Origin of the sequence: Rhizobium grahamii CCGE 502, assembly GCF_000298315.2 — a bacterium.
Taxonomy (GTDB): domain Bacteria; phylum Pseudomonadota; class Alphaproteobacteria; order Rhizobiales; family Rhizobiaceae; genus Rhizobium; species Rhizobium grahamii.
Window position 1 is genome coordinate 24,380 of sequence record NZ_AEYE02000025.1, and the last position, 26,052, is coordinate 50,431.

The 26,052-nt window shown below is 59.2% G+C and carries 29 protein-coding genes and 6 pseudogenes; 16 read left to right on the plus strand and 19 right to left on the minus strand.

Translation table 11 applies throughout. From position 1 onward, the window contains the following. Nucleotides 1-18: 18 nt before the first annotated feature. Nucleotides 19-735: a hypothetical protein gene (locus RGCCGE502_RS20265; protein ID WP_016556064.1), complete on the minus strand. Its 717-nt coding sequence runs from the start codon at nt 733-735 to the stop codon at nt 19-21. Nucleotides 736-1,057: 322 nt separating this feature from the next. On the opposite strand from RGCCGE502_RS20265, the pseudogene RGCCGE502_RS36740 reads away from it, so the two are divergent. After that, nucleotides 1,058-1,224: pseudogene (locus tag RGCCGE502_RS36740) on the plus strand (IS256 family transposase); the annotation flags it as partial. Between the two features lie 42 nt (nt 1,225-1,266). Then, nucleotides 1,267-1,368: pseudogene (locus tag RGCCGE502_RS36745) on the plus strand (type II toxin-antitoxin system VapC family toxin); the annotation flags it as partial. A 234-nt stretch (nt 1,369-1,602) separates the two neighbouring features. Here RGCCGE502_RS36745 and RGCCGE502_RS20275 read toward each other — a convergent pair. Genes RGCCGE502_RS20275 through RGCCGE502_RS20295 form a run of 5 tightly spaced genes read right to left on the minus strand, consistent with a single transcriptional unit; the run spans nt 1,603 to nt 6,308 of the window. Then, nucleotides 1,603-2,889 (minus strand): NAD(P)/FAD-dependent oxidoreductase, encoded by a 1,287-nt coding sequence (locus RGCCGE502_RS20275; protein WP_016556066.1) that lies wholly within the window; start codon nt 2,887-2,889, stop codon nt 1,603-1,605. Continuing rightward, nucleotides 2,886-3,863, minus strand: coding sequence for a branched-chain amino acid ABC transporter permease (locus RGCCGE502_RS20280; RefSeq protein ID WP_016556067.1), 978 nt, complete (start codon nt 3,861-3,863; stop codon nt 2,886-2,888). Before RGCCGE502_RS20280 ends, RGCCGE502_RS20275 begins: the two co-directional genes overlap by 4 nt. Next, a complete protein-coding gene (locus RGCCGE502_RS20285) occupies nt 3,860-4,768 on the minus strand; it encodes a branched-chain amino acid ABC transporter permease (RefSeq protein WP_016556068.1) in 909 nt (302 codons plus the stop codon). Before RGCCGE502_RS20285 ends, RGCCGE502_RS20280 begins: the two co-directional genes overlap by 4 nt. Continuing rightward, entirely contained in the window at nt 4,765-5,511 is a 747-nt protein-coding gene (locus RGCCGE502_RS20290; RefSeq protein ID WP_016556069.1) for an ABC transporter ATP-binding protein, read from the minus strand. Before RGCCGE502_RS20290 ends, RGCCGE502_RS20285 begins: the two co-directional genes overlap by 4 nt. Further along, the gene (locus RGCCGE502_RS20295; protein WP_016556070.1) at nt 5,508-6,308 is read right to left on the minus strand and encodes an ABC transporter ATP-binding protein; all 801 of its coding nucleotides are present in this window, start codon (nt 6,306-6,308) and stop codon (nt 5,508-5,510) included. The genes RGCCGE502_RS20290 and RGCCGE502_RS20295 overlap by 4 nt, the downstream gene beginning before the upstream one ends. Before the next feature lie 127 nt (nt 6,309-6,435). On the opposite strand from RGCCGE502_RS20295, the gene RGCCGE502_RS20300 reads away from it, so the two are divergent. Genes RGCCGE502_RS20300 through RGCCGE502_RS20325 form a run of 6 tightly spaced genes read left to right on the plus strand, consistent with a single transcriptional unit; the run spans nt 6,436 to nt 10,797 of the window. After that, nucleotides 6,436-7,176, plus strand: a complete 741-nt coding sequence (locus RGCCGE502_RS20300) for a GntR family transcriptional regulator (protein WP_016556071.1) — start codon at nt 6,436-6,438, stop codon at nt 7,174-7,176. Continuing rightward, a complete protein-coding gene (locus RGCCGE502_RS20305) occupies nt 7,173-7,661 on the plus strand; it encodes a DUF3830 family protein (RefSeq protein WP_016556072.1) in 489 nt (162 codons plus the stop codon). The genes RGCCGE502_RS20300 and RGCCGE502_RS20305 overlap by 4 nt, the downstream gene beginning before the upstream one ends. A gap of 7 nt (nt 7,662-7,668) precedes the next feature. Continuing rightward, nucleotides 7,669-8,016, plus strand: a complete 348-nt coding sequence (locus RGCCGE502_RS20310) for a TIGR04076 family protein (RefSeq protein WP_040675254.1) — start codon at nt 7,669-7,671, stop codon at nt 8,014-8,016. Next, nucleotides 8,013-9,071 (plus strand): aldo/keto reductase, encoded by a 1,059-nt coding sequence (locus RGCCGE502_RS20315; protein WP_016556074.1) that lies wholly within the window; start codon nt 8,013-8,015, stop codon nt 9,069-9,071. Before RGCCGE502_RS20310 ends, RGCCGE502_RS20315 begins: the two co-directional genes overlap by 4 nt. Continuing rightward, nucleotides 9,068-9,490: a DUF4440 domain-containing protein gene (locus tag RGCCGE502_RS20320; protein ID WP_016556075.1), complete on the plus strand. Its 423-nt coding sequence runs from the start codon at nt 9,068-9,070 to the stop codon at nt 9,488-9,490. The genes RGCCGE502_RS20315 and RGCCGE502_RS20320 overlap by 4 nt, the downstream gene beginning before the upstream one ends. Nucleotides 9,491-9,537: 47 nt before the next feature. Next, nucleotides 9,538-10,797: an ABC transporter substrate-binding protein gene (locus RGCCGE502_RS20325; protein WP_016556076.1), complete on the plus strand. Its 1,260-nt coding sequence runs from the start codon at nt 9,538-9,540 to the stop codon at nt 10,795-10,797. A 266-nt stretch (nt 10,798-11,063) separates the two neighbouring features. Here RGCCGE502_RS20325 and RGCCGE502_RS38795 read toward each other — a convergent pair. The 3 genes and pseudogenes from RGCCGE502_RS38795 to RGCCGE502_RS20340 form a co-directional block, all read right to left on the minus strand. After that, nucleotides 11,064-11,742: pseudogene (locus RGCCGE502_RS38795) on the minus strand (TniB family NTP-binding protein); the annotation flags it as partial. A 289-nt stretch (nt 11,743-12,031) separates the two neighbouring features. Beyond that, nucleotides 12,032-12,533: pseudogene (locus RGCCGE502_RS38130) on the minus strand (DUF6088 family protein); the annotation flags it as partial. 67 nt (nt 12,534-12,600) lie between these two features. Beyond that, a complete protein-coding gene (locus RGCCGE502_RS20340; RefSeq protein WP_016556078.1) occupies nt 12,601-13,602 on the minus strand; it encodes an SIS domain-containing protein in 1,002 nt (333 codons plus the stop codon). 80 nt (nt 13,603-13,682) lie between these two features. On the opposite strand from RGCCGE502_RS20340, the gene RGCCGE502_RS20345 reads away from it, so the two are divergent. Then, nucleotides 13,683-14,531, plus strand: a complete 849-nt coding sequence (locus RGCCGE502_RS20345; protein ID WP_016556079.1) for a PfkB family carbohydrate kinase — start codon at nt 13,683-13,685, stop codon at nt 14,529-14,531. On the opposite strand, the gene RGCCGE502_RS20350 is transcribed toward RGCCGE502_RS20345, so the two are convergent. Next, a complete protein-coding gene (locus RGCCGE502_RS20350; RefSeq protein ID WP_016556080.1) occupies nt 14,526-15,626 on the minus strand; it encodes a LacI family DNA-binding transcriptional regulator in 1,101 nt (366 codons plus the stop codon). The genes RGCCGE502_RS20345 and RGCCGE502_RS20350 overlap by 6 nt on opposite strands. Nucleotides 15,627-15,806: 180 nt before the next feature. On the opposite strand from RGCCGE502_RS20350, the gene RGCCGE502_RS20355 reads away from it, so the two are divergent. The 4 genes from RGCCGE502_RS20355 to lhpI are packed head-to-tail and all read left to right on the plus strand — an operon-like array spanning nt 15,807 to nt 19,390. Next, entirely contained in the window at nt 15,807-16,679 is an 873-nt protein-coding gene (locus tag RGCCGE502_RS20355) for an ABC transporter substrate-binding protein (protein WP_016556081.1), read from the plus strand. 58 nt (nt 16,680-16,737) lie between these two features. Continuing rightward, nucleotides 16,738-17,676 (plus strand): amino acid ABC transporter permease, encoded by a 939-nt coding sequence (locus RGCCGE502_RS20360; RefSeq protein ID WP_016556082.1) that lies wholly within the window; start codon nt 16,738-16,740, stop codon nt 17,674-17,676. Then, nucleotides 17,673-18,434: an amino acid ABC transporter ATP-binding protein gene (locus tag RGCCGE502_RS20365; RefSeq protein ID WP_016556083.1), complete on the plus strand. Its 762-nt coding sequence runs from the start codon at nt 17,673-17,675 to the stop codon at nt 18,432-18,434. Before RGCCGE502_RS20360 ends, RGCCGE502_RS20365 begins: the two co-directional genes overlap by 4 nt. Nucleotides 18,435-18,445: 11 nt before the next feature. Further along, nucleotides 18,446-19,390 carry a bifunctional Delta(1)-pyrroline-2-carboxylate/Delta(1)-piperideine-2-carboxylate reductase gene (lhpI, locus tag RGCCGE502_RS20370; RefSeq protein ID WP_016556084.1) on the plus strand — a complete coding sequence of 315 codons (945 nt, stop codon included), beginning with the start codon at nt 18,446-18,448 and terminating at the stop codon, nt 19,388-19,390. A 55-nt stretch (nt 19,391-19,445) separates the two neighbouring features. On the opposite strand, the gene RGCCGE502_RS34675 is transcribed toward lhpI, so the two are convergent. After that, complete coding sequence (locus tag RGCCGE502_RS34675; RefSeq protein ID WP_019280201.1) at nt 19,446-19,790, minus strand: DUF1254 domain-containing protein; 345 nt, start codon at nt 19,788-19,790, stop codon at nt 19,446-19,448. A 432-nt stretch (nt 19,791-20,222) separates the two neighbouring features. On the opposite strand from RGCCGE502_RS34675, the gene RGCCGE502_RS20380 reads away from it, so the two are divergent. The 3 genes from RGCCGE502_RS20380 to RGCCGE502_RS20390 are packed head-to-tail and all read left to right on the plus strand — an operon-like array spanning nt 20,223 to nt 22,803. Further along, entirely contained in the window at nt 20,223-21,572 is a 1,350-nt protein-coding gene (locus RGCCGE502_RS20380) for a DUF1254 domain-containing protein (protein ID WP_016556086.1), read from the plus strand. A 47-nt stretch (nt 21,573-21,619) separates the two neighbouring features. After that, the gene (locus RGCCGE502_RS20385; protein WP_016556087.1) at nt 21,620-21,865 is read left to right on the plus strand and encodes a DUF3302 domain-containing protein; all 246 of its coding nucleotides are present in this window, start codon (nt 21,620-21,622) and stop codon (nt 21,863-21,865) included. After that, nucleotides 21,862-22,803 (plus strand): HlyD family secretion protein, encoded by a 942-nt coding sequence (locus tag RGCCGE502_RS20390; protein WP_016556088.1) that lies wholly within the window; start codon nt 21,862-21,864, stop codon nt 22,801-22,803. Before RGCCGE502_RS20385 ends, RGCCGE502_RS20390 begins: the two co-directional genes overlap by 4 nt. Before the next feature lie 41 nt (nt 22,804-22,844). Here RGCCGE502_RS20390 and RGCCGE502_RS20395 read toward each other — a convergent pair whose 3' ends face one another. The 8 genes and pseudogenes from RGCCGE502_RS20395 to RGCCGE502_RS37435 all read right to left on the minus strand — a co-directional run bounded on the left by RGCCGE502_RS20395 (nt 22,845) and on the right by RGCCGE502_RS37435 (nt 25,947). Further along, complete coding sequence (locus tag RGCCGE502_RS20395; RefSeq protein ID WP_040675241.1) at nt 22,845-23,105, minus strand: hypothetical protein; 261 nt, start codon at nt 23,103-23,105, stop codon at nt 22,845-22,847. Between the two features lie 14 nt (nt 23,106-23,119). Continuing rightward, nucleotides 23,120-23,857, minus strand: a pseudogene (ku, locus tag RGCCGE502_RS20400) (non-homologous end joining protein Ku); the annotation flags it as partial. Then, nucleotides 23,836-24,324, minus strand: a pseudogene (gene ku, locus RGCCGE502_RS20405) (non-homologous end joining protein Ku); the annotation flags it as partial. The pseudogenes ku (RGCCGE502_RS20400) and ku (RGCCGE502_RS20405), both read right to left, overlap by 22 nt. A gap of 186 nt (nt 24,325-24,510) precedes the next feature. Next, complete coding sequence (locus tag RGCCGE502_RS20410) at nt 24,511-24,744, minus strand: DUF6894 family protein (protein ID WP_016556092.1); 234 nt, start codon at nt 24,742-24,744, stop codon at nt 24,511-24,513. 113 nt (nt 24,745-24,857) lie between these two features. Next, nucleotides 24,858-25,022: a cytochrome P460 family protein gene (locus RGCCGE502_RS38135; RefSeq protein WP_244441765.1), complete on the minus strand. Its 165-nt coding sequence runs from the start codon at nt 25,020-25,022 to the stop codon at nt 24,858-24,860. 8 nt (nt 25,023-25,030) lie between these two features. Continuing rightward, entirely contained in the window at nt 25,031-25,282 is a 252-nt protein-coding gene (locus RGCCGE502_RS38140) for a cytochrome P460 family protein (protein WP_244441758.1), read from the minus strand. Between the two features lies 1 nt (nt 25,283). Then, nucleotides 25,284-25,511, minus strand: a complete 228-nt coding sequence (locus tag RGCCGE502_RS38960; protein ID WP_341875043.1) for an ABC-three component system middle component 5 — start codon at nt 25,509-25,511, stop codon at nt 25,284-25,286. Between the two features lie 52 nt (nt 25,512-25,563). Continuing rightward, nucleotides 25,564-25,947 (minus strand): ABC-three component system protein, encoded by a 384-nt coding sequence (locus tag RGCCGE502_RS37435; protein ID WP_016556094.1) that lies wholly within the window; start codon nt 25,945-25,947, stop codon nt 25,564-25,566. Nucleotides 25,948-26,052 lie beyond the last annotated feature (105 nt).

The window sequence follows — 26,052 nt, forward strand, 5'->3', positions numbered from 1 at the left end:
GGCTTTACCTGTCAGGCCTCAGAAGTGGACGACCACGCCCAGAATCGGCCCCTGCTGGACAGCATCGAATACAAAACCGTCATTGCTGTAGTCAACGCCCAGGGCTCTGTAGCCCGCCACTGCGGAAATGCTATCGTTGAACTTGTAACCGACGGTGGCGGCCACGTCCCAATCTATGTCCGCGCCCCCTCCGCCGACGATGCCCCAGCCTGCAAGGAAGACGTTGGGGGTGATCGAATAGTCGGCGCGAATGCCGCCCACTGCATCGACCCACGTATCACCGTCGCTACGAGAGCGATTTCCGAGCAGCCCACCGCTGATCGAGAGGGTGGTGTCAACCGACCAGACACGGGCGCCAGCAACAATGTCCAGCTTTCCCTGACTGTCGCCCAGAACGGTGTAACCCGCTCCAATTGTCCCCGCGAAGGTCTCGGAATCGAGCCCAGCACGTGTTGCCAGAACCCCTCTTGGCGTTCCTGTTTCCCCCGAAACCTTGACATAGATAAGATCGACAAAGACGCTGTAAGGTCCGTAGCGGGCCTCGCCAATAGCCATGGCAGCAAAGTCGAGATGATCAAAAATGTCGCTAAAGCTGGCATCGATATCCACAGTTGGGAGACCGAAAACACCCACGTCACCAGACAATCCCGCCGCCCAAAAATAAGGGGCGACAGTAAATTCCCACCCGTCCTCCGTGGCGACCCGATGTGCGTCGGGTGACATCGTGGAGCCCATATCCGCTGCTAGGCCGCTACCACTGAAGAGTAGGAATCCCAAGCACGACAATGTACATGCATTGATCGGCCTCATGGGTGTCCCCTCCACGTTTCGCCCTGTTCGCGCATGTGCGATGCGCATGGATAATGCTTGAGCAACGCGATTCCATCAAGTCACCAGTTGCGCGATAGCATGGGAAGCACGGTCATCAAGACTGCGAAAAGCATCGGGGCCGGGGGAGGCTGGTAGAGTGCTGAAGGTTCTGCAAATTTCCTAAGGAAGGCGGCCATGGCAGATTAGTGATGTTCAACGTCACCTATTCCCCGGACGGAAAGCCACCATGACCGATACCGATGGTAAGACAGCCAGTACTGCAGAAGAGATTTTGCTATCGAACCCCGACGGCGTGATCTGCGCAGTGATGCAGAAGTGCTGGAAGCGGAGATGGACGAGGCGCTCGGGGCTGGCAAAAGCGTTCGCACGCCGGCCCGGCTCGGGTACCGCTCAGAAACGCCCGCGGCGCATGAAGTCATCATTATTGGTACGGACTCAGCAGCTTTCATGCGGCGTATGACCCTTGTCACGCGCAACATCAAAGATTTTGAAGGCATGGGAGTGGCGCTCGTGAATCCGTGGGATCTCCGGACATAGCATTCTTAAGAATCCACGAGCAATCGATCGTTGGCGGCTCGTGGACTTCCACCCATCGGCGCGAATTGATCACAAATACCGTATCGGATGGCGACAAGCTCCGGACCGGGCGCTCTACAGGGGGAGTCGGAAGAAGGTGACCGCCCTTTCGATGTGACGGTGCCTGCCACTCCATAACCGGCTCAGTTCTGCGTGGAAACCAACATCGTGGTGTTGAAAACGTCGCGTAACAGATCAGGACGTGCCGCGCTCATCTAGCCTGTCGCGCAGAATGCTCCAGGGCAGCAGCATGTTGGGTGCATGCCTGACGAGTCCGTGGAACGGAATCTCGCTGGGCGGAGCAAACGGAATCGGCAGGGCGGCGCCCGGCGTGCCGCAGGCCCAGGCTGCAATTTCGCGCCCGAGAGCTGTCGTCAATGCGATGCCACGGCCATTGCAGGCAAAGCCCGCGATCAGGCCGGGGCCCAGGTCAACCAGATGCGGCAGAAAATCAGGTTCGACGGCCGCCATGCCGGACCACGCATGGGCAATCGGCGGGATAGCTTTGAGGTCCAGCTTCTCGGCGAGGCGGCGGTGGATGGTGCGGGGCACACGGGTCGCAGCGCCCGGGCTGAAGATGTGCATTCCGCCGGATATGAGGCGGTTTTCCGCGTCAAAGCGAAAGGTGAAGAGGTTGCGGCGCGTGTCGGAGACCGACTGATTGCCTGGAAGGAGCCGTTCCCTGACCTCGGCCGGCAAGGGTTCGGTGGCAATCTGGAAGACACGAAGGGGTATGTACGTCCGTGCGAGTCCTGGCTGGAGATCAGCGCCATAAGCGTTGGTGGCGATGAATACCTTGCCCGCGCGGACGCTACCCGTTGCGGTCGTCAGACGGTAGCCGTCATTGGCGTGGGTTATCGCGGTGACCGGGCTGCGTTCGAAAATGCGGGCGCTGGCCGCCTCGGCGGCGTCGGCCAGCCCGCGCGCATAGGCGACGGGGTCGAGCAAGCCACCGGAGCAGTCCGTCCAGCTTCCGGCATAGCCCCTGGCGCCGGTGACCTCAGCGGTCTCGGCAGCATCCATCACTACGGCCGGTCGCCCCCGACGTGCCCATTGAGCAGCGCGCGATCGGACTTTCGCGAGGGCCGCAGCTGAATGGGCTGGCTGAATCCAGCCACTCTGATGCGCTTGGCAATCGATGGCATGGCGGTGGATAAGGTCGAAGACCAGCTTCGCGCTGTCCGATGCGAAGCGGACCAGTTGCTCACCTCTCTCCATTCCAAGCTCGGCGATGATGTCGTCAGGGTCCCGCTTGGCGAAGTTCGGTACCACGAAGCCGGCGTTGCGGCCTGTCGCGCCCCAAGCAATGATCTCAGCCTCGAGGACGATCACCGAGAGACCTTTTTCTGCTGCGTGAAGTGCCGTCGACAGACCCGCAAAGCCGCCACCGATGACGGCGAGGTCCGCGTCGACGGTCCCGTCGACCGGCGGACGCTCGCGACGGGCGCCGCCGATGGCGTGCCACAGTGAAATTGCTGTCATGAGGATGTATCCGTGGTATTGACGGAGGGCTCGGAAGCGAGCCGGGGCCGTTCGACGAGGTTGCCGAACAGGCCGTTCGGCCGGATCAGCAAGATGACGCAGAGCATTACGCCGATGGCAGTAATCTGCAGTGCCGCGGCGCGCGCCTGCTGGTCTGGCGGCGCCAGCCAGCTCAAGACTGCACCCGATCCCGCCCAGATCGCCCAAACCAGGATCGAGCCAAAGACCGCTCCACGATTGCTGCCCGATCCACCGACGATCAGCATCACCCAGACTTGAAAGGTCAGCATCGGGACGTAGTTGTCCGGCGCGATGAAGCCGATATAGTGAGCCTGAACCGCTCCGGCGAGACCCATCAGCGCGCCGCCGACCGCGAAAGCCTGGACGCGGTAGAAGCGGGCGCTCTTGCCGAGCGAAATCGCCGCGCGCTCATCCTCACGGAGCGCCTTGAGCACGCGACCCCACGGGCTACGTGATAGATGCTGGAGCGCGAGGTAGGCGACAAGTGTGACGGCCGACACCACCGCCAGATTGGCGAGGTTGAAATAGAAAGGCGTCTCGGCCAGGGATGTAAAGGGTCGGGGGATGAACCCGACGCCGAATGCACCGCCGGTAAAGCTCTGCGCGTTGAGGGCGAGGAGCTGGACGACGACAGCGACGCCGAAGGTGGTGATGGCGAGGTAATCCGATTTCAGCCGCAGGGTCGCGAAGCCGGTGATCGCGGCCGCAATGCCAGCGACAAGCATTGCACCGAGCCAGCCTGCGATGATCGGCAGGTCGAAACCGCCGAACCGGGCGGCATCGTCAGGTGTGGTCATCAGCGCCGAGGTATAGGCGCCGATCGCGACAAAGCCTGCGACGCCGACATTGAACAGGCCGGTGAGGCCCCATTGCAGGTTCAGACCGAGGGTAATCAGCGTGAAGATCAACGCCGTAGTGAGGAAGAACGCGGCATAGCCGAGGAGGTCGATCATCGCTCGTTAACTCCGAAAATTCCAATCGGCCGCACGAACAGCACCCCCATCAGAATAACGAAGGAGATGGCGGCGCGCCATTCGGCGCCGATGAGTTGCACGGCGCCCGCTTCCGCGAGACCGATGATGAGGCCGCCGAGAACGGCGCCCGGCAACGACCCGATGCCGCCGAGGATCGCGGCAGCGAACATAGGTAGCAGCATGTCGAAACCCATCAGCGGCCGGATCTGCACCAGAATGCCGATCATGACGCCGGCGACGCAGGCGAGCGCTGCGCCGAGCAGCCAAGTGACACGCACGACCTTTGCGACGTCGATACCGACGATGCGGGCGAGTGCGAGATTCTGGCTGACGGCCTGCATGGATCGGCCTGTTTGGGTGCGGGTCATCAGGAGATGCGTGGCTGTCACCAGCACGGCGGTGACGACGAGCAGCGCGATCTGGTCGGGCGTAATGCGGATGCCTAAGCCGACAGGCATCGCCATTTGGATCGCCTTGCTGAAATAAGCCGGCCGCGACGTGAATATGAATTCGAGCAGGCTCCGCAATGCCATCGATGCGCCGAAGCTGGCCATGACGACGATGATCGCCTGTCCCCGTGCCCTGAGTCGTGCAAAGAGCACGACATCAAGCGCGAGCGCGAGCAGGCCAGTGATCCCTGCGCCAATGATGACTGCGATGATCAGCGGCCAGCCGAAGGAGAGCGAGCCTATCGGCGCGAACTTGCCGAACATGGCGCCGATCGCGCTGACAATGGCCAGCGTCGCATAAGTGCCCCAGGCCATGAAGTCGCCATGGGCGAAGTTGGAGAAGCGCAGGATTGAATAGGTCAGGGTGACGCCGATGGCGCCGAGGCCGATCATTGACCCAGTCAGCAGCCCGTCGATGATGAATTGCAGGTTCATAGCTCGCCTCCTGGCGGCTGGTGGGGGCGCTGGCCGAGATAGAGTTCTGCGACGACGGGGTCGTTCCAGAGTTCGGAGGCGACACCCTCGTGGGCCTCCTTGCCCTCGACCAGCACATATGCCCGATCGCCGATGGCAAGGGCTGCCTTTGCGTTCTGCTCGACCAGGAGGATCGTCATGCCGGCGCGGCGGATGTCGCCCAGCATCGAGAAAACCATCGAAACGAATTTCGGTGAGAGACCCGCCGAGGGCTCGTCAAGTACCAGCAGTTTCGGCTCGACGATCAAGGCGCGGGCCACGGCGAGCATCTGCCTCTGGCCGCCCGAGAGATTGCCGGCACTGATTCGGCGAAAGCTCTTGAGATCCGGGAAGGTCTCATACATGCGCTCAATGCGCTCCGCGGCGAGTTTGGGTTTTAGGATGCCGCCCGCGGTGCGGAGGTTGTCTTCGATGCTCATCAGTGGAAAGATGTTCTCGGTCTGCGGCACGAAGGCGAGGCCACGGCGCACCATCTGATGGGCGGGAAGCGTGGTGATGTCGTCGCCATCGAGCAGCACTGTACCGCCCGATACCGGGACAAGGCCCGCGACGGCCTTGATGAAACTCGACTTGCCGGCACCGTTCGGGCCGAGCACGACGACGATCTCGCCCTTGTCGACGCGGATCGAGGCTCCGCGCACGATGGGCACGCCGGGCTCATAGCCAGCTACGAGACCGACGACTTCAAGTATAGGACGCGTCATGCCGCACCTCCGAGATAGGCTTCGATCACGCGCGGGTCGCGGGCCACCGCGTTCGCCGTACCCTCGGAGATCAGTTGCCCGCCCGCCATGACCAGCACCCGGTGGCAGAGGCGCGTGACCATGTCTATATTGTGCTCGATGAGCAGGAAGGTGATGCCTCGCGCGTTGATTTCGAGAATACGGTCCATGATCACCTCGAGCAGCGTCGCATTGACGCCCGCGGCCGGTTCGTCGAGCAGGATGATCGCGGGATCGGCCATCATCACACGGGCAAGTTCGAGCAGCTTGCGCTGGCCGCCCGAGAGCACGCGTGCCGGCTCATGGGCGAGGTGCGATAGCAGCAGTAGGTCGAGCAGGTCCATTGCCTTCTTCTCGGCGGCGCGCTCCTCGGCTGCGACGCGGAGGGGATTGAGGAAGTTGGCGAGCAGCCTTTCCCCTGTTTGCCTCTGCGCAGCGAGCATGACGTTTTCCATCAGCGTGAGGTTCGGAAGCGGCCGTGGAATCTGGAAGGTCCGTCCTAGACCGCGGCCGATTCGGCGGTGCGGAATTTCGTGCGACACATCAATGCCGGCGAGTTCAATCTTGCCTGATGTCGGCGGAATACTGCCGGCCAGCAGGTCGAACATTGTGGTCTTGCCGGCACCGTTCGGGCCGATCAGCCCGAGAATCTCGCCTTTACGGACATCGAAACTGACGTCGTTGACAGCGTGGAGGCCACCGAATCGCTTCACGATGTTTCTCGCGCTTAGCACAGTTGCGCCCGGCGGCTCCGCCTTGCCTGTTTCGCTTGAACTCATCGTACCCTCTGATCGTAGGTTTTGGTTAAAGCCATTAACGCTTCGAAATTTTGATATGTGATCACACTTGCGTTGATCACAATATTAAGCTTAGAATATTTGGCAAGAAATAATTTCGGAGGGGGCGATGCGAACAGCAGGGCCTGACAAGGGCAGCGAATTGACTTCCGCGCAGCTGGCGCCGGTTGGCCGTGAAACCGTACAGGATCGTGTCTATTCCGAGCTGCGGCGTGCGCTGATCAGCGGGCTATTCGAACCGAGCCAGGTTCTGACCATCCGCGGTCTTGCCGATGCGCTGGCCACCAGCACCATGCCGGTGCGCGAGGCGGTCGGCCGGCTGATCACCGAAAAGGCGCTAGAAGCGCTTCCCAACCGTTCCGCCCGGGTGCCTCCGATCACGATCGAACGCATGGACGACCTGCTTCGCACGCGCATCCTGATCGAAGGCCAGGCGATAGCGCTTGCGACCGAACGCATCACAGGTCCGGACTTTGCCCGGATCGAGGCGATCCTGCACGAATGGGACGAGATGCGGGCTCTCAAGCAGCCCAAGGACGTCGACCGCGAGGTGACGCTAAACCAGAAATTCCACTTCGAGATCTACGGCTCTTGCGGCTCGACAGTGCTGATGCCGATGATCGAGAGCCTATGGCTGCAATCCGGTCCCTGCATTCGCGTCGCCATTTTCGCGTTCTCGGAAGCCGGCGAGGTCGATACAGCCCAATATCATCGGCGCATCGTAAGCGCGCTGGCGACTAAGGATGTCGATGCCGCGCGCGAGGAGCTGGCCGCTGACATATCCAGGCCGTTTGAATATCTGCGCAGCAAGATGCTCGCCGGAGAAAATTCAGGGAGGACGAGCAAATGACAAACTGTGCAGTTCTGATCGAGGAGCCCAGATCTGGCCTTTCGGTCAAGGCGCTCTTGCTGGATGGCAAGGCGCCCGAAAATGCGGCGTTCCTTTGGGAATACCTCGTGAAGCCCCGCATCGTCGGCGGCATTCATGCGATGTGGACCGGACCAGAAATCTCCTGCCCGATCCCGCCTCAGCATCTTGAGGGTGCTGCTTATGCGACGGCGCTGCCGGCCGAGAACGCAACTCTCAATCCGCAGCCGGGCGACATCGTGCTCTCCTATGTGCCGCCGCGCATGTGGGGTGGCAATCCGAACGCCATCTTCGATATCGGCCTATTCTATGGCGCCGGCGCGCGGCTGCTGTTCCCAATCGGCTGGCTGGCCGGTTCCGTCGTCGCCCAGGTGCCGCCGGAAGAACGCGAGCATTTCGCGGCGGCCTGCGGCGCGATCCGCCGCAACGGCGTCTGCGATGTCACCTTCAGCCGGACGGAGGTCTGACATGGCCCTGACCGACGATGCCTTCGAACTCTACGACCTCAGGGTCGAGGCAGTGATCCCCGAAGGCAAGCCGATCTATTGCGGCGCAAAGCCGGGCGATCATTTCGAGCTGCGCGGGGAGATGCTGTCGATGCCTGCGGGGCAAGGGTTTTCGATCTATTCGCTATCGGCCGTGCTGCCGCTCCTCGCCGCCAAGCAGCGCGAAACGCATCGCAACGACTGGATGACCTCTGACGCCGAGATTGCCTGTCCCGATCCGAACTGCGCCAGTCGCCTGCGCATCGTCAGGCTCGAAAAGCGCAAGTTCAGCCATGCCGGGACGACGGCCGTGCCATTGCCCACAGAAAGCAAATGACGATGACGAAAACATTCGATCTCAGCCCCGGCTATTCGATCTCCCGCGTCATCCGCGGCGGATGGCAGCTCGCGGGCGGACATGGCGCGATCGACCGGGCGCAGGCGGTCGACGACCTGATCGCCGCCTTCGATGCCGGAATCACCACCTATGACTGCGCAGACATCTATACCGGCGTCGAGGAGCTGATCGGCGCGGTCCGCGTGAAGCTTGCCGCCGAGCGCGGGCTCGATGTCGCCGCGCGGATGAAGGTCCATACCAAGCTGGTGCCGGATCTCGAAGTCCTGCCGCGCATCAGCCGCGCATATATTCGCAGTATCGTCGAGCAGTCGCTCAAGCGGCTGAAGACCGAGCAGCTCGACCTCGTCCAGTTCCATTGGTGGGACTATGCCCATGGCGGCTATGTCGATGCGTTAGACTGGCTGAACGAATTGCGTCTCGAGGGCAAAGTGCGCAATGTCGGCACCACCAATTTCGACGCGCCGCGCCTGACGGAGATCATCAGCGCGGGCGTGCCGCTAGTCAGCCAGCAGCTGCAATATTCGGTGCTCGACCAGCGGCCGGAACACAATGTGGCGGCGCCAGCCGCGAAGCATGGATTCAAGTTCCTGTGCTACGGCTCGGTCGCCGGCGGCTTCCTGAGCGACCGCTGGCTCGGCCAGCCGGAGCCGGAGATGCCGCTCGAGAACCGCTCGCTGGTCAAGTATAAGCTTGTCATCGACGATTTCGGCGGCTGGGATCTATTCCAGGAGCTCCTCCGGGCACTGCGCAGCGTGGCCGATCGCCATGGCGTCGATATCGCCACCATCGCCAGCGCCTGGGTGCTGACCCGCGACCATGTAGCCGCCGTCATCGTCGGCGCCCGCAACCAGAGCCATGCGCTGGCCAATGCCGGGATCATGGATATCGAGCTTTCCGCCGACGACCTCGCGGCCATCGGCGCCGTCATCGGCCGCAGCGCCGGGCCGCAAGGCGACGTCTACACGCTCGAGCGCGACCGCACGGGCCGCCACGGCTCGATCATGCACTACAACCTCAATGCGGGGAAGACATGAGCCAGTCACCTCTCTTCCTCCGCGCCCGCGACGAGGTCGTTTCCCTGCACGAATTCTTCGTCGCCTGGTACGACAAGAAGACAGCAGCGACGACCGACATCGACCGGTTCGAAAGGGTCATGGGGCCGGGCATGAAGATGATCCCGCCCAGCGGACACATGCTCGAGCGCGACGCCGTCGTCTCCTATGTCCGTGGCAGCCGCGCCGCCTTCGACGGCGATTATGCGATCGAGATCGCTGATGTCGAGCCAGTCTGGGAGGCCGGCAACGCCATCGTCGTCACCTATATCGAAAAGCAGGAACGTCGCGGGGTGAAGACTGCGCGCCGCGCGTCCGCACTTTTCGTCGAGAGTTCATCAGCGCCCAACGGCGTCGAATGGCGCCATCTGCATGAAACCTGGATGCAGACGGCGGAATAGACCGGGTTGACCACTGGAAATAAATCAAACCGAAAAGGGGAACTAACGTGAAGAAGACCTTCCTGAAATTGACCGCAGCCATGCTACTGGCGGGAACCGCCAGCACGGCTTTTGCCTCCGACTGCAAGGTCGCTGTCGGCCTGGTCATGGAATTGACGGGTCCGGCCGGCGAATATGGCCAGGCTGGCGCTAAGTCGGTCGAGATGGCCTTCCGTGATATCAACGACGCCGGCGGCGTGCTGGGATGCGATCTCGTCGCAGACACTCGCGATAGTCAGAGCGCGAGCAATGTCGCCGTCGATGCCGCGACCCAGCTGGTTCAGGTCAAGAAAGTGCCCGTTGTCATTGGCGGCATCATCTCGTCGATATCAATCCCGATCCTGACCTCGGTCACGGCACCCGCCAAGATCGTTCAAATTTCGCCAGCCTCGTCATCGCCGACGCTGACGACCCTCGGCCGGGAAGGCAAGACCAACGGGATCTTCTTCCGGACCATCACATCGGATGCGCTGCAGGGCGTGGCGGCTGCGAAATACGCGATCGACAGCGGCTTCAAGAAGCTCGCGATCATCCAGGTCAACAACGACTTCGGTGTCAACATGGTGGCCGAGTTCTCCCGCGCCTACAAGGCGCTCGGCGGCACGATCGTTTCCGTCACGCCCTATAACGAGAAGCAGTCGAGCTATGCCTCGGAAGTCACGGCGGCCATGCGCGGCGAGCCAGATGGTCTCTATCTGGTCAGCACGCCGGTCGATGGCGCGACCATCGCCCGCACCTGGATCTCGCAGGGCGGTGTGCAGAAATTCCTGCTCAATGACGGCATGAACAGCCCCGACTTCATCGAATCCGTCGGTGCCGAGTATCTCAATGAAGCTCATGGCACCTCGTCGGGCACCAACCCAACTCCGTCGACGGAATACTTCACAAAGAACTACAAGGATTTCTCGGGTATCGAACCCTCCAATCCGGCAGCAGACCGTTCTTACGACGCGGGCGCGATCGCCGGCCTCGCCATCGCGATTGCCGGCTCGCAGGACCCAGCAAAAATCAAGGACGCGATCAGCAAGGTCGTCGATCCCTCGGGCACGCCGATCTATGCTGGCAAGGAAGAGTTCGCGAAGGCGCTCAAGCTAATCGGGGAAGGCAAGCCGATCAAGTATGAAGGTGTCATCGGCCCGGTCACCTTCGACCAGTATGGCGACATCACTGGACCGTTCCGCCTCTGGAAGATCAAGGACGGCAAGGTCGAGACCACGGGCGAAATGACCACTGATCAGGTCAATGAACTCCGAAAGAAGATCAACTGAGATCACATTCGAGTCGAGGGGCGCCACCTGCCCCTCGGCATGCTTTTCTAGAAACTGACAGGACCAGGGGATGGCGTTTAATGAACTCCCAGCGGCTTTTCCCGTACGCTGGACGTCGTAGATTCCCGCACATGCGGTCAGCGACGCGTGTCGTACTGTCCGGCCACGGCACCGATCCCGTCGCGGCAAGAGCGGCGCGGCTTGAGGGCAGGGACTGGATTCGCGCAACCGCCACTTTCGAACGGCGGCCATCGTTCTATGTTCGCGGTGTTGCGCAGGATCAAGGCGATCAAGATTTCGAACTGCTCATTTGCAGCCCAGCGGCTCAGCGTGAACTGTTCGAAGCGGCGCGCCAATTGTTCATCGCCACCAATGGCCTCACGCGCATCATTGATCCCGAAGCAGACGAGCGAGATCTGAAGGCGGTTGCTAAGGAAACGCAATGTATTGAGGACGATGCGTTACTCGCGGCATGTTCCGGCGAGAATGTTATGTACCTCGTCAATCACCAGCACTTGCACGCCGATCGTATAATGCGCAACGCAGCTTGCTCCATCTTTGCGATATCTGCGGCGGCCGCTGCGGTGCGCCGAGGAGGGTGAGGAGTTCAGCATAAAACCGTTTTTCGCCAGGCCGACTGGTCATTTCCATTGCGAGAACCGGCGTCTTCGGCCTGCCGGTGAGCCGATTGAAGCTTGGCGGATGCTGGTGACGGAAACGCTTCATGATCATTGTTTTGCCCATTCCGCTGTCGCCGTATATGGCGATGGAAGGCACTCGCGTCCCGCGTAGATGATCGACCAAAAAGTTGAGGCGATCGAGTACCTGCTTGGCACGCGGATAGACGAGCCAGCGACGTGATCTTATGGCGCGAATGGGTTGCTTGTCCGTATCACCGAGCAGTGCCGCGGCGTTTACAGTCAGGTGGGAGATATCTGTGTTCATGCCAGCTCACGCCGCTGGCAGGGATTGTCTTCGCCACAGAGGAAATTAGCCGGGCCTATGAGTCTCGTACAAATGGTACCATCCGATCTGGTTTGGCGGCACTCGGACTGGTTGGAGGCTATAACGTCCGGCTGGTTTGGCTAGTTCCATAATAGAACATCCCTCAAGCAGGCGGTATCAAAATACCAGCTGACGGGTTCCATAAATTAACGACATGCCGCAGGAGGGAAATCGCGCGGTCGATGATCCGCATGTTTCAAGAGCTTTAGTGGAACCTTCACGGCGGAAACTCGACGATCGGCTGCCTGTGGGGGCTTCGTGCCAGGTAGCGGACGATACCATCGACAACTGCCTCCAGATTGGAGCGCTCGCCGCGAAACCAATGGAGGGCCTGGATCACTCGCATTGCCGGCCGGCCCGCCCAAAAAGCGGTCTTTGCTGAAATGCGCTTGAAGTCCAAGATATAGATCACCGGCTTTGTGGCCTCTGCATCGCCGGCATTGGCCTCGATCTCGATGGTTGGGGATATGTGTCCGCATAGATTGTTGACCGGGCAGGAACGGCCGTCGTCAGGCCAAGATTATTGGCTGCCGTCATGCCATCGACGCAAACCCGAAGCTTGTCACGCCGTGCGATTGCGTCGATGAATGAGGCCCGTGGCGGAAACACTATCTTGCCGGTCAGTTGGCTGATAGCTGGCTGTCGTAAAGACCACGATGAGGGCGGCGGATTTCGCCGCGATTGGTCAGCCTCTGCTCTGTTGTCGTTGACCAATATTTAGATATAAACATGAACGGCAGTTGGGAAGCCGGTAACGTTGCCGACGCGACTGGAAATCTCGTCGGCAACGACCGCATTTCAATAGTCGGAAATCTTCTTCATGTAGCGTCGGTCTTCAAGCATTACTTTGTCGCGCTTGGCCGCAAGTTTATACGCGAACTTCCATAGCGCGTCGAAGAAGATAAGCGGTACGAGATATCCTTTAAAGCGGTCGTCGATGCCGGTGAGATCGAGATCGCGTGCGTCCAGTGTTAGGATGTTTTCCGATGAACCGAAGCGATGAAGGAAATCGCGACCTCGCTCTTCGAGGCGGCGTGTCTCGTCAAGCCCGATGAGCGACACGAACTTTGCATTCTTGTCGACGACCTCGAACGGACCATGGAAGAATTCGTCTGCATGAATTGCCTGAGAGTTGATCCATAGCATCTCCATGAAGACGCAGATCGCAAACGAGTAGGCCGCACCGTAGTTTGCGCCGCTCGCCATCGTGTAGATCACGGGTGCCCCCTTGAACTGCTCCGCATAGGCGTCGAATGTCTCGGCGTACCGCGCATGCGCCTTGTCGATAGCCGGTTGCAGATGACTGAGGCTGGAAAGCAGAGTGGCGGTCAGATCGATTCGGTCTGTCTGAGTGAGAAGACCCGCCAGGATCATGTAAAGGACGCCGTAGTTGCTGTCGGCAGCATCGATTGGGACGCCAGTCGTGTAGGGCGCCTTGTAGGCAACGACGTGTTCGGCTGCTCCGGCAAGCGGCGATTGCCCGTCCAGTGTCATGGCTATCGTGATTGCACCTTTTTCGCGCGCATGGCGGGCTGCCCGCACTGTTTCCTTCGTTGTTCCCGTCTGCGAGCAGAGGATGACCAGAGCCTTGTCGTCGAGCTTGCGGGGATTTCGCGCCACAAACTCGTCGCCATTGTAGACATCCGACGTAAGTGCGGCGGAATGGCGATCAAGAAAATACTTGCCAGGATGCATGATGGACAAGGATCCACCGCAGGCAACAAGAAATACGTGCCGGACCTCCCTCTTGGTCAGAGCTTCAAGAGCGGTCTTAATATCCGGGTTCAATTCGGTCTTCATTGCTTGATCTCGCGTCGGCGTTGACAGTATGTTCGCGGTGTGCGAACGTTCTCACATATAGTCAATCAGAAAGATTTCCGATGGTCAAGATCGTTGCGATGGGCGACAACGTCGTCGATTGCTACCTCTCGCGAGAAACTATGTTCCCAGGGGGGAATTGCCTCAACGCGTCTGTTTTTATTCGTAAATTTGGCGGGACGTCAGCATATGTCGGCGCAATTGGCCGGGACCCGGCAGGCGACTGCATCCTGGCGGCGTTGACAAAGGAGGGCGTCGATACGAGCCGCCTTCGTCGCCTCGACGGTCCGACCGCTTATTGCGTCATCGGACATAGAAATGCGGACAGGGTGTTCGTCACCTTCGACCTCGGAATTTCCATGTTCGAACCGACGGAAGGCGACTTTGAGTTCCTCTCCGGTTGCGATGCTGTTCATATCGGCCAATCGAGCGGGCTTGATGTACATCTGGCACGGGTCGCAGGATTGAGACCGCTCTCCTACGACTTTTCAAACAAGTACGATAAGATCAAGATCGAACGGATCGCGCCGCTTTGCTTCCTCGCATCAGCGTCGGCGGAGACCGACGAGCAACAGGATGCCGTCGACCTGATGGGCGCCATGCTGGCGAGCGGAGCAACGTGGTGCCTGGTGACCCGCGGTTCTAAGGGCGCGATTCTTGGGAGTGATGCGGGCATATTCGAGATTCCGGCTGCCAAGGTGGATGTCGTTGATACACTTGGTGCCGGAGACACCTTCATTGCTCGGACCCTGTTCGGGCTTGTCAAAGGAGAAGCACCGATGCAACTGCTTTCGGCCGCCGCGATCGAAGCGGCGGATACTTGCAGCTACCATGGTGCCGTCGGATATGGCGTACCGATCGATCTCGCCATTGACGTCGATGCCATCAGGCTCGCACACCCTGACTTATAAGGACGGGGGGGCGGCGATCGAACCTCGTTCGGCAAATCTTGGCCTCAATGCGAGACGTTGGTTCGGCCCTTCATTGCCGTCGATACGCGACAGCACAAGTCGCGCGGCCGCCTCGCCCATTTCGGTAAGTGGCTGTACGACTGCGGCAATTCCAGGTTTGAGAAAGCTCATCCAGTCGAGATCGTCGAAGCAGATCAGCGAAAGATCGCGCGGGATCTGCAGGTCAAGCGATGTAATGATGCCCATCGCGGCAGCCGACATCAGCCCGTCGGCCGAAAAAAGCGCTGTTGGGCGATTTGGCAAGTCAAGAAGCCGCTGTGTCTCCTTTCGAGCACCTTCTCCCGAATAGAGGCCGACGCGACCGATGAGATCTGGATCTACAGGTATTCCCGCATCTCGCAGGGCATCTATATAACCGTAAAGGCGTTGCCAGCTTGGAAACAGGGTGGAAGAATCCACACGGCCACTGGCAACCGCAGCTAGAAAGTCCGCAACGTTTCCGCCGTTCCATCGCTCAAGTTCGGCAACAAGTCCTATGCGCCGGTGTCCTGCCGCCGTCAGGCGCGCCACACAATCGCGCGATGCCTCTCTGTTATCGACGCACACGGCATCGGCCGCCAGGTTCCTGATGGCGCGGTCGATGAGCACCACCGGGCAGCCATCAAGAATCGCTGCCTGGAGATGCGCCGAATCGGAAAGATCGGACGGCGCGATAATCAGTCCGTCGATCTGTTTTTCCCGAAGTAGCTGCACGGCCTCGAGTTCAAGCTCTATCCGCTCATCGCTGTTGGTCAGAAGGATGCCGAACCCGGCAGCTCGTGTGACGTCGGCGACCCCTCTGAGAATACTTGCGTAGAACGGGCTCTGGATGTCGCCGGCAACGACGCCGATTGTCTTGGTTTTGCCGGTGATGAGGCCGCGGGCAAGCAGGTTGGGTCGGTAGCCGAGCTCCTCGGCAGCCTGCTTGACTCGAGCCTTGATCTCCTTGCGCGAATAGCCGTAACCGCCAAGTGCTCGGCCCGCCGTGGCGGTACTTACGCCTGCGCGCTTGGCCACCTCGGTGATCGTAACCTTGTCCTGCCGCTTGTCGTTCATAAGCTTCGTTCATCCCGAATTTGTGGCCTTTGCCGACCCGGCGGCATCCCGGCCGAATTTCTCACTTGACGAAAAAGAAAAAGCAATGACTATATTGTGAGAACGTTCGCACAATTTCGTCGACAAGGCAATCGATCGGATCCGTGAACGCGGGGATACGAAAAAGGGGAAGGATCATAAATGGCATACCTATCGCGAACAAACGCCTTGCGAGCTGCGGGCATTGCCGCCGCGCTCTTCGCATCTGCTCTTGGCGCCCAAGCCGTCGAAACCGACAAGGCTCTGCATGATGAGCTCGCGGACGGCTACAAGGCGAACGGCGTCAATGTCGCCGTCTTCAATGACTGGCCGCCGGATGAGTTCGTCGAGAACGGAGAGTTGAAGGGCTGGAGCGTTGACATGGCAAAAGCCATGTCGGAGCGGCTTGGCGTGCCATTCAAATTCGACCCGACGAGCTTCGACGTCATCATTCCGGGACTTGTAAGCAAACGCTACGATGCGGGGTTTTCCTCGTTCGGGGTAACGCCCGAGCGCCTCGAGGTGCTGGATTTCATCCCCCAGCGAAAAGAAGGAACGGGCTATGCTTTTCCAAAAGGAAAAGACCTGAAACTCGCCGAGGAGAAGGATCTCTGCGGTCATAGCGTTGCCCTTCTTACCGGTGCATGGGACATGCAGTACCTCACCAAGGTCAGCCAGGAGACCTGTGTTGCTGCCGGCCTAAAACCGATAGAACTGCAGCAATTCACCACGCAGAATGCTGCCGAACTGGCCGTTTCTTCCGGTCGCGTCGAACTCGTTGCGGCAGGCTCTGCCAAGCTTGCCTATCTTGCCAAGCAGACGGGGAAGTTCGACATGGCGGGCTTTATCAGCAACGCAGTCTACAACGGGATCGGCGTTCGCAGGGACGACCCGCTGGGTCCCGCGCTGAAGGGGGCCTTGCAGGCAATGATGGATGATGGCTCCTATAAGGAGATCATGGCAAAGTGGGGCGTCGACGGCGCGGGCATGCTTGAAAAGGCGATCCTTGTCACCAAGGCAAATCCGAACCCCTGACATTGCATGACGCCCGGAACGTGACCCGTTCCGGGCACGTTCCGAGGAAGGATGCAGCATGGCTGTTACCGACAACACGCCCGGTCACCGGCCGGACATTCACTCCATCAAACCCGCCGACGTCTTTCACCTTTCGTGGTGGATTGGTGGCGCTGTTCTTTTGGCTCTATTTGCGCTGTTCATCAGGCTTTTGGTGACAAACGAGAACCTGCAATGGAGTGTTGTCTGGCAATACCTGTTCAGCCCCGAGATCCTGGCGGGACTTGGCCGAACGCTGATGCTCACCTTTCTCGCAATGATCATCGGCTTGATCATAGGGACGGTAATTGCCATCATGCGCCTTTCACGCAACCCGGTGTTCCAGGCGGCGAGTTGGGCGTGGATCTGGTTCTTCCGCGGCGTGCCACCGCTTGTCCAGTTGGTCTTTTGGTACAATCTCGGACTGTTGATTCCCGAGATATCGATCGGAATTCCTTTCGGCCCAACTATGTGGTCGGCGTCAACAAACCAGCTGATAACGCCGCTCAGTGCCGCCTTGCTAGGCCTTTCCTTCACCGAAAGTGCCTATGCCGCCGAAATGATACGAGCTGGAATCCAGGCGATAAACGTCGGCCAGACTGAAGCCGCCGCAACATTGGGTATGACGCAACTCCAGACGCTGCGCCGCATCGTGCTGCCGCAGGCCATGCGCATTATCATTCCTCCAATTGGCAATGATACGATCTCCATGTTGAAATTCACCTCCCTGGTCAGCGTGCTTGCCCTGCCGGACCTTCTTTATTCAGCTCAGATGATCTACTCGCGTACCTACCAGACGATACCCCTGCTGATCGTCGCAACGATCTGGTATCTCGTGCTGTCGACAATCCTCACCGTCATCGAGCACTATATCGAGCACCGACTAAAGGATGGTTCTCCCCTTGATCTGCAATTGATCTTCAAATCGCTCTTCAGAACCAAGTTCTGGGGTCTACGCCGCGGCGAGGTGCTGCCATGATGCCGCTTCTGAATGTCGAGCGCCTGTCGAAGAGCTTCGGTGACCATCAGGTGCTTAAGTCGATCGATCTGACCGTCGCCAGCGGCGACGTGACCTGCATCGTCGGTCCGTCCGGTTCCGGCAAGAGTACGCTATTGCGCTGCCTGAACTATCTCGAAGTCCCGACATCCGGTGCGATCTATCTGCAGGGCGAGCCGGTGGGCGTCCGCTGGCGTGGCGACAAGCTGTTGCGCATGTCTTTCAATGAACTGTGTGTACAGAGGCAGAAGATGGGGATGGTCTTTCAGGGCTTTCATCTCTTTCCGCACAAAACGGCGTTGGAAAACATCATCGAGGCGCCGGTTATCGTTAGGGGAAAGAGCAAGGCCGAAGCAACAGACGAAGCCTTTCATCTTCTCGATAAGGTGGGTTTGCGCGACCGTGCCAATTATTATCCGAAACAGCTGTCTGGCGGCCAGCAGCAACGCGTCGCCATTGCAAGATCCTTGGCAATGCAGCCGACCTTGATGCTGTTCGATGAGCCAACATCCGCGCTCGACCCGGAACTTGTGGGAGAGGTGCTGGCCGTCATGCGACAGCTTGCGGAGGAAGGAATGACAATGGTGGTGGTGACCCACGAAATGGCCTTTGCGCGCGATGTCGCAGATCATCTCGTCTTCATGGATGGTGGTATCGTCGTTGAAGCCGGTGATCCTCGTGACGTGCTGACCAATCCGCAACATGGTCGGACCCGAACCTTCCTCGCACGCGTACTATAAAGGCAACGCCAATGCGTCACTTTGATGCCGAGACGGTCCATCGTGCTCTCGATTACCCAAGCACGGTCGGGGCCTTGAGATTCGCCCATGCCCAAGGCATGATGCCACAGCTGAATGTGTCGGTCTTCGACGATGACCAGCGCGACGAAAACAAGTTCATTTCGCTTTTCTCCTGGGCGTCGGGAGATGTCATTGCAGTAAAAATGGTGGGTGTCTTTCCCGGCAATCCTGCTCTCACGCCACCGCAGCCGTCCGTTCAGGGCCTTGTCGCGCTTTTCGATGGTAGGACGGGGGAGGCACTTGCGACTTGCGACGGCGCTGCGCTGACGTTCCGCAAAACCGCCGCCGATTCTGCCTTGGGCGTAGATTGTCTTGCGCGCGCAGACTGCGAGGTGTTGCTTGTCGTTGGCGCAGGGGGACTGGCGCCTCATGTCGTCGAAGCCCACACAAGCGTGCGCCCCTCCATTAGGGAAGTTCTCGTATGGAACCGGAATCCCACCAAGGCGGAGGATCTGGCCGACAGACTACGCAGGCAAGGCAAGAAGGCTTCAGCGGCGGTGGAATTGGACAAAGCGGTAGCGCGTGCCGATATCGTGTCATGCGTAACAATGGCGACCGAACCTCTGATCCGGGGGGAGTTACTGAAACCAGGTACTCACGTCGATCTCATCGGAGCCTATAGTCCCGAGATGCGCGAGGCCGACGACGAAACGCTGCGGCGCGCCGGTCGGTTGTTTGTCGATACGCGCAACAATTGCGATGGGTCGGGCGACGTGGCGGGGCCACTCGCGGCCGGTATCATCTCGCACGAAACGATTGTTGCAGATCTTTTCGATCTCTGTGGCGGCAAGCATGAGGGGCGGCGGACTCGCGACGAAATCACCGTGTACAAAAACGTCGGCGGCGGTCACTTGGATATGTTTACCGCTCGGCATCTGCTCGCCAGGCTGACGTAGTGGTCTCGTTCTCTCGCGCCATATGTAAATCCAGGTCGCCATTACCTGCGTGGCGTCAACAAGCCCGCCGTGCTCCGGCTCGGTGGGCCTGGACAATGAATGCCGCCACGTTGGCGAGATCGTCTGGATTGAAGACCTGGGTGCGGCCGATCACGTTGACGAATTCGGTCTCGGACTGGATGACCTTCGTAATCCCCTCAGGAGCCGCACCCTTCCATTGCGGACCAGCGATCATATAGGTGCCACCGTCATTTCCAGTCGTCCTGGTGCCGATGTAATCGAAATTGAAGGTGTAGAGGTCCATGAGCTGGAAGACGAAGTAACGGTCCTTCTCCATCTTGGGGACGGTTATCACCATCGGCTCTGTCCTGAGGTCAAGCCCCATGAAGGTATATGGCATGTCGGAGTTCGGGGTGACGAAACCCTTGTTAAGACGCGCGCTATGTTCAAGACCGAGTTGAAAGGACCCTTGTACTCCGGGCTCTTAGGATTGATCGAGAACGCGTATATGGTCGCGTAGTCGCTCACCATCGGCAGGCCGTACACGTAGGCATCCCGCGCTATCTCGGTGGCTTCTTTCTGGTCAGGCTCATCTGCAAAAGCAAGAGTTGCCCCAGGGTTGCAAGGATCAGACTGAAGATCACGTTGAGTGGTCGCATCGTTGGGCTCCTTGGTTTATGGCAAAGTGCCAAAGGGAGAGCAGCAGGTGATTACAGTAGACGAACTGCACTTAACCCTTTGAAGACGCTAAGTGCTTCGTCCTGGGGAAACGGCTTGCGCTAGCGCGCCGGATGTTACAGAACTATGCCTGCGATACAATCGGAGGTGCAGCATGTTGCGGATACTCACGGTTACAGCGGCTCTTTTGGGCTTGGCGGTCACAGCCTTCGGTCAGACGGCGACACCCGACGAAGCAAGTGTAATTGCCAAGGAGGCGTACATCTATTCGTACGCGCCGATAGCCAGCTACGGCACCTGGTCCAAGCAGGCGACGGTTCCCAGCGCGCCCGAATATGTCGGCGGGTTCAACGTGTTTCGCCATTATTCGCAAGCCTTCACGCCCGAAAACAAGGACATTGTGACACCGAACAACGACACGCCTTATTCCTGGGCGTGGCTCGACCTGCGGGCCGAACCGATAGTACTGAGCGTGCCGGCCGTCCCGAAGGATCGGTACTATGTCATGCAGCTCATCGATCTGTTCACGTACAATTTCGGCTACGTCGGCGTGCGCTCGACGGGCTTCGATGCCGGAAACTACATGATAGCGGGCCCCGCTTGGAAGGGTGAGAAACCCGATGGAATTGCGAAGGTCTTCCAGGCGGAGACGGACATTATCGGCATCCTTGGACGGACATCGTTGAACGGCGCGGACGACATTGAGAACGTCAAGGCGATACAGGCGCAGTACAAACTTCAGCCGTTAAGCAAGTTCTTGAACACACCGAAGCCCGCGCCTTCCAGCCAGATAGACTTCCCGCCTTACGACCCCGCAAAGGCTACCAGCCACGACTTCATCGGGTATATCAATTTCCTGCTCCAGTTTGCTCAGCCGACCGTCCCCTCGGAGAAAGAGCTGATGGCTAAATTCGCAAAGCTCTGCATCGCACCGGGCGCTCCTTGGGACGCGTCGAAAGTCGATCCCACAACTCTTGCCGCGATCGACAAGGGTGTCGGAGACGCCAAAGCCGAGATGGGAAAGGTTGCGAAGACGACGCTGAGTTCAAACGGTCTTTTCGGCTCCCGCGACCTTCTGAAAGACGACTACATGACGCGGGCCATGGGAGCCGAAAAGGGATTGTTCGGCAACTCGCTCGAAGAGGCCTGGTACGGCGGATTTGTCGGAGATGGGTCGAAGCCGACCCTATTGCGCTTCGATGCGGACAATCTGCCTCCGGCGAAGTTCTTCTGGTCGCTGACGTTGTACACCTTGCCAGACCGCTTTCTATACGCGAACGCGCTGAAGCGATATTCGATTGGCGACCGCACCAAGGGACTCAAGTACGGGAAGGACAAATCATTGACGATCTATCTCGGCCACACCTCCCCGGGGAAAGGCAAAGAGTCCAACTGGCTGCCGACACCTAAGGGGAAATACAGCTTGGTCGCGCGTGTTTACGGGCCTGAAAAGGGTGCCATGGACGGTACGTGGAAACTTCCCCTCCCTCAGCCCTTGAAATGAGCGGGAACTTACGACGGACACTACTTCCTCTGATCGGTGGGAACCACATGACAGCGCTCGACATATTCGCCTGGATTGTTCTGGTGGTGCTTGTCTTGAGCACGCTCTTCGTCCTTATCTTCCTCGCGATGCTACCGGGCATGATTGCCAAGCGGCGCAACCATCCGTGGGAGCAGGCCGTTACCGTTGGAGGATGGGTAACTCTGTTCCTAGGCTTCGCGCTCTGGCCGATCGTGCTCATCTGGGCCTACGTCGATGCTCCGCGCGCCACTAGAGCGGAGAACGTCCAATGATCGTCGTTCTTCTCAACGTCTACCTCGTCATTCTGTTCTGCCTCGTGAAGTTCGGTGTCGTCCGCTTCAACCTGTTCTGGAAGATATCTCCGGTCATCGTCTTCATCCTGCTTCTGGTCGGCTTGTTCATCCCGATGGGCTGGGGTGCTCCACAAGGGAAGGCGCTGACCGTTCGCAACTCCGTCGCCATCGTTCCGGATGTGGCGGGCGAGGTGATCGAGGTTCCGATCACGGCCAACACGCCGCTCAAGACCGGCGATGTCCTCTTCAAGATCGATCCAGTCCCGTTCCAGGCGAAGGTCGATGCGCTTCAGGCAAAGTTGGATTTGGCGCAGCTCCGCGTTTCGGAGACGACGAGGCTGAAGACCACGGGGGCTGGCCGGACATTCGACGTCGAGCAGAGCCAGGCGGAAGCCGAACAACTCCGGGCTGAGCTGGGGAGTGCGAAGTGGAACCTCGACAAGACGGTAGTGCGGGCCCCGGCCGATGGCTACGTCACCAATCTCGCACTCCGCAAAGGCGCTCGCGTCGCGACCCTGCCGCTGTCCCCGGTCATGGCCTTCATCGACACTTCCGACACGATCATCGGGATCGAGGTGCCGCAAATCCATGCCCGTTACATCGAGCCAGGTCAGCCTGCGGAAGCGACCTTCAAGTTTGCACCCGGTAAGATCTACCAGGGCAAGGTCGAGAGTATCTTGCAGGCGGTGGCGGCGGGGCAGGCGAGAGTATCCGGAAACGCCGTTGCGCCGGAAGCGATTCAGAGCGTCCCTATCGTCGTTCGGATCAAGCTTGACGACTCCGACTTCGCCGCAAGGCTACCAGCAGGCAGCACCGGAACAGCGGCAATCTTCACCGACCATGTCAAGGCAGCCCATGTGATCCGCAAGGTGCTGCTGCGGCAGGTGGCGATAACAAACTATATCAATCCGTTCTGACGTTCAGAAATCTCCGAGACCCATGTAGTCCTCAATACCGATCAATGTCGCGTGTCCAGCGGTTCGCCATCATCGAAGTTGCCATTACTGGAGGCATCGTTTGGATTGATGCTCCCGCCACCTCCGCGCGTGCCATACGCCGTTAGCTGGACCATGACCTCTTTCGCACGCTGTACGGCCTCCTCCTCGCTTGCGGCGTGACCTTCAGCCAGTTTGATCGACACAGCTTCACCATCGTCGCCGACGAAGTCTACCCGCCACCCAGATGTCTCGTGAACAATCTTCGTTTCGAGCAAGTGCACGTGGCTACCCGGCCTTTTTTGCCTTTGAGATCGGCTTCGACGCTTTTCCGGAGTGCATCCATGATGTTGACCACATTGGATTTCGGAGCCGCTTCTGCAGCTTTCCCCTTCGCGGCCTTTTTCGGTCTCGACGCCTTTTTCTTTTCTTCGATGAGCTTCAGTAGGCTGGTTTGAATGGGATCGCTCAGCATGTCCAGTGACCAGTGTGCTGAATTCTGCTTGATGAGCTTCTGGACGAGCGGGATGAGATCGGGATCGGCCTCATCCTCGATATCCTCGAAGTAGTTTTCCTCCGGCCGCACCTCGTCCCCAAATCGGAGGGACCAGAGGACGATGCCTTCGTCGCGGGGTTCGAGAATGACGGCACGCTCGCGCCTGCCCATGACCAGTTTCGAGACCCCGACGACTTTGTCGGACTTCATCGCGTCCCGGATGACAGCGAAAGCCTCGTTTCCAACGGCGTCGTCGGGCATCAGGTAGTGAGGCTTCTCCAGGTAGACCCACTCGATCCTGTTGGCGGGAACGAACTTCTCGATGTCGATCGTCTTCACGGTGTCGAGCGCCACTCGATCCAGATCGTCATCTGTGAGGATCACGTAGTCGTTCTCGCCACGGGCGTAGCCCTTGGCTTCGTTGTCGTCCTTCGAAGGCTTACCGGTGACGGAGTCGACATACTGGGAGACGACCTTATTCCCGGTGTACTTGTTCAACGTGTGAAAGCGGACTCTCTCAGATTCCGACGTCGCCGCCGTATCAGGATTGTTCGAACACGGCGGAACAGGACCGCGCGTGCGATGGCCGCGACGTTGGACTTCTTCATCCCGTCCCGGAGAGCCACGAATACGTCGTCACCCATCTTGTCGGGCGTGAGGTAGTAGGGCTTGTCGAAGTAGACATCATCGACCTCTGAGCAGGGGATGAACGCGTCTATCTCCAGCGTCTTGTCGCTCTCTGGGATCGTCGCCGCGACTTCCTTGGGATCTATGATGATGTACTGGCCGTTGTCGATTTCGAAGCCCTTGGTCTGCTTCTCCTTTGGAACGGGATCTTCGGTCTCGCGGTCGATGAAGACCCGCTTGACCCGGTTGCCGGATGCCTTGTTGATCGTGTTGAAGGTTATGCGCTCGCTAGTGGACGCTGCCGCGTAAAGAGCGACGCCGCAGCTCACCTCACCAAACTTCAGAAAGCCTTTCCATTGGGAGCGATGTCCCGTTGCCATGACACTTACTCCAAATCACCCAGTGCCACTCAAAGACGTGCGAGAGAGATCCGTTCCGACCCGAAACGAACCATTTTTGAATGACTTATCCAATCTCTCTCAGAAATAGATTCCGCTCGGCCGGCGCATCGTCCTCGCTTCAGGTTCCTCAGCCAGGTCTCGCTTCCGAACACGACAATCGCGCGTTTATTGCAATTGCGCGCAGCAGTGGAACGGCAACTCCGCCACCAGGGCTTCAGTCGCGTCCGCAATCTCAAAAATCATCTCGTCGATCGGTTCGTGGTTCGCCAACAGCTCCGAAACCATTCTACGGGCTATCGAGACCGCTACCGCGACGCCGTCGCCTGATCGGATTTCAATGCCTTCATAATTGGGGTCGAAGCCCTCCTGCATCCGAATGTGAGAATAGAACCTAGCCACGATCTTCTCCGACCGCCGACACTCACGGTGAATAATGGCTGAACACGAAGTCCTTGGAACGGTCCAGTTTCGTGTGGCAGGCGAAACAAGACTTCAGGAGCGGCTCGCTCTTGTTAGCGACACCGTTCTCGAACTGGCCACCCCCAGCCGCCGCTGTCGGCATACTTCTTCGAGTCCTTAATGCTGATCTGCACGTTCGTAGGGTCGCCCGCAACGAAGGACTGCGGGGCAGGAAACACAGCGTCGTTTTCCGGCGACGACTTATAAACGTATGCCAGACGGGCGACTACGGACCCATCGGGGAAGGGTCGCGTCCCCTCTCGGAAACCTTCGCTGCGATGTCGTTTCCGAGGATGCCGCGGATGTCGTTGTTCTTCCCGGCCTCGTGAGCGACCGCTATCATCTGCCAGCCGCGATAGCCTTCCGGAAGACTGACCCCGTAGATCGGCGAGACGTTGACCGATGCGACGCTCGCGGCGCCGACGGAGACGGCGACGACGCTAGCCGCCAGTAGACAAAACCCTGTGACTTCCCGCATTTCAACCTCCGTCTGGATAGAAGGGTTCCATGCGAGAGAAGACAACGGTGTCATCCGGCATCGCGCCGTAAGGCGCTTCTTCCACATAGGCCTTGCTCACCTTTCTCCAACCCTTGTCGTCATCGAAGAACTTCATCGATTGAAGGCGGAACGGGAAGAGCAGGTAGAAATCAAGGATACGTATCGTGTCGAAGGGAGCTCGTTTCGTTATGTCGCAGGCCAGATGCAGTCGGACGAGTCGGCATGATAGAGGTCGAAGGCCTCGTTATAGGTGAGCTTTGTCATCTCGCAACCACGCCATGATGCCACTTGATGAAGCACTGCTCGGCAAGCCAGAACACCATTCCTTGGACCAGGTTGTGGTTCACGGCCATGAGGTCACCACCGCATTCGTCGACGATGGGATTCACGATACGGTCGATAACCAAAGCGCTGATTTCCTCGGGTTCTCTCTTCGGTATCTGGCCGTAGATTACCTGGGTGAATTCATTCTTCAGCTGCTGCGGATCCCATTCGCGGCCACGAAGCGTCCTCAGATGCCGGACAAGCCGGATCAGATCATCCCGCCACAGTCTCTGAGCGCTCTTGTCTTCCGGCCAGCGGTCCGTGAAGATGTCCGCCGGGTGCGCCGGGTTCGCAACGACGAGCTTCCGAAGTTCGCGCATCGCGCTCCGCGCTCTCGATCTCCCGCTGCATGTGGGCGGCGATAATGATCAGCTCGTCGCACAGGCTGTCGCTCATCTGGCCAGGATCAAGCGCCATTGCAGCAA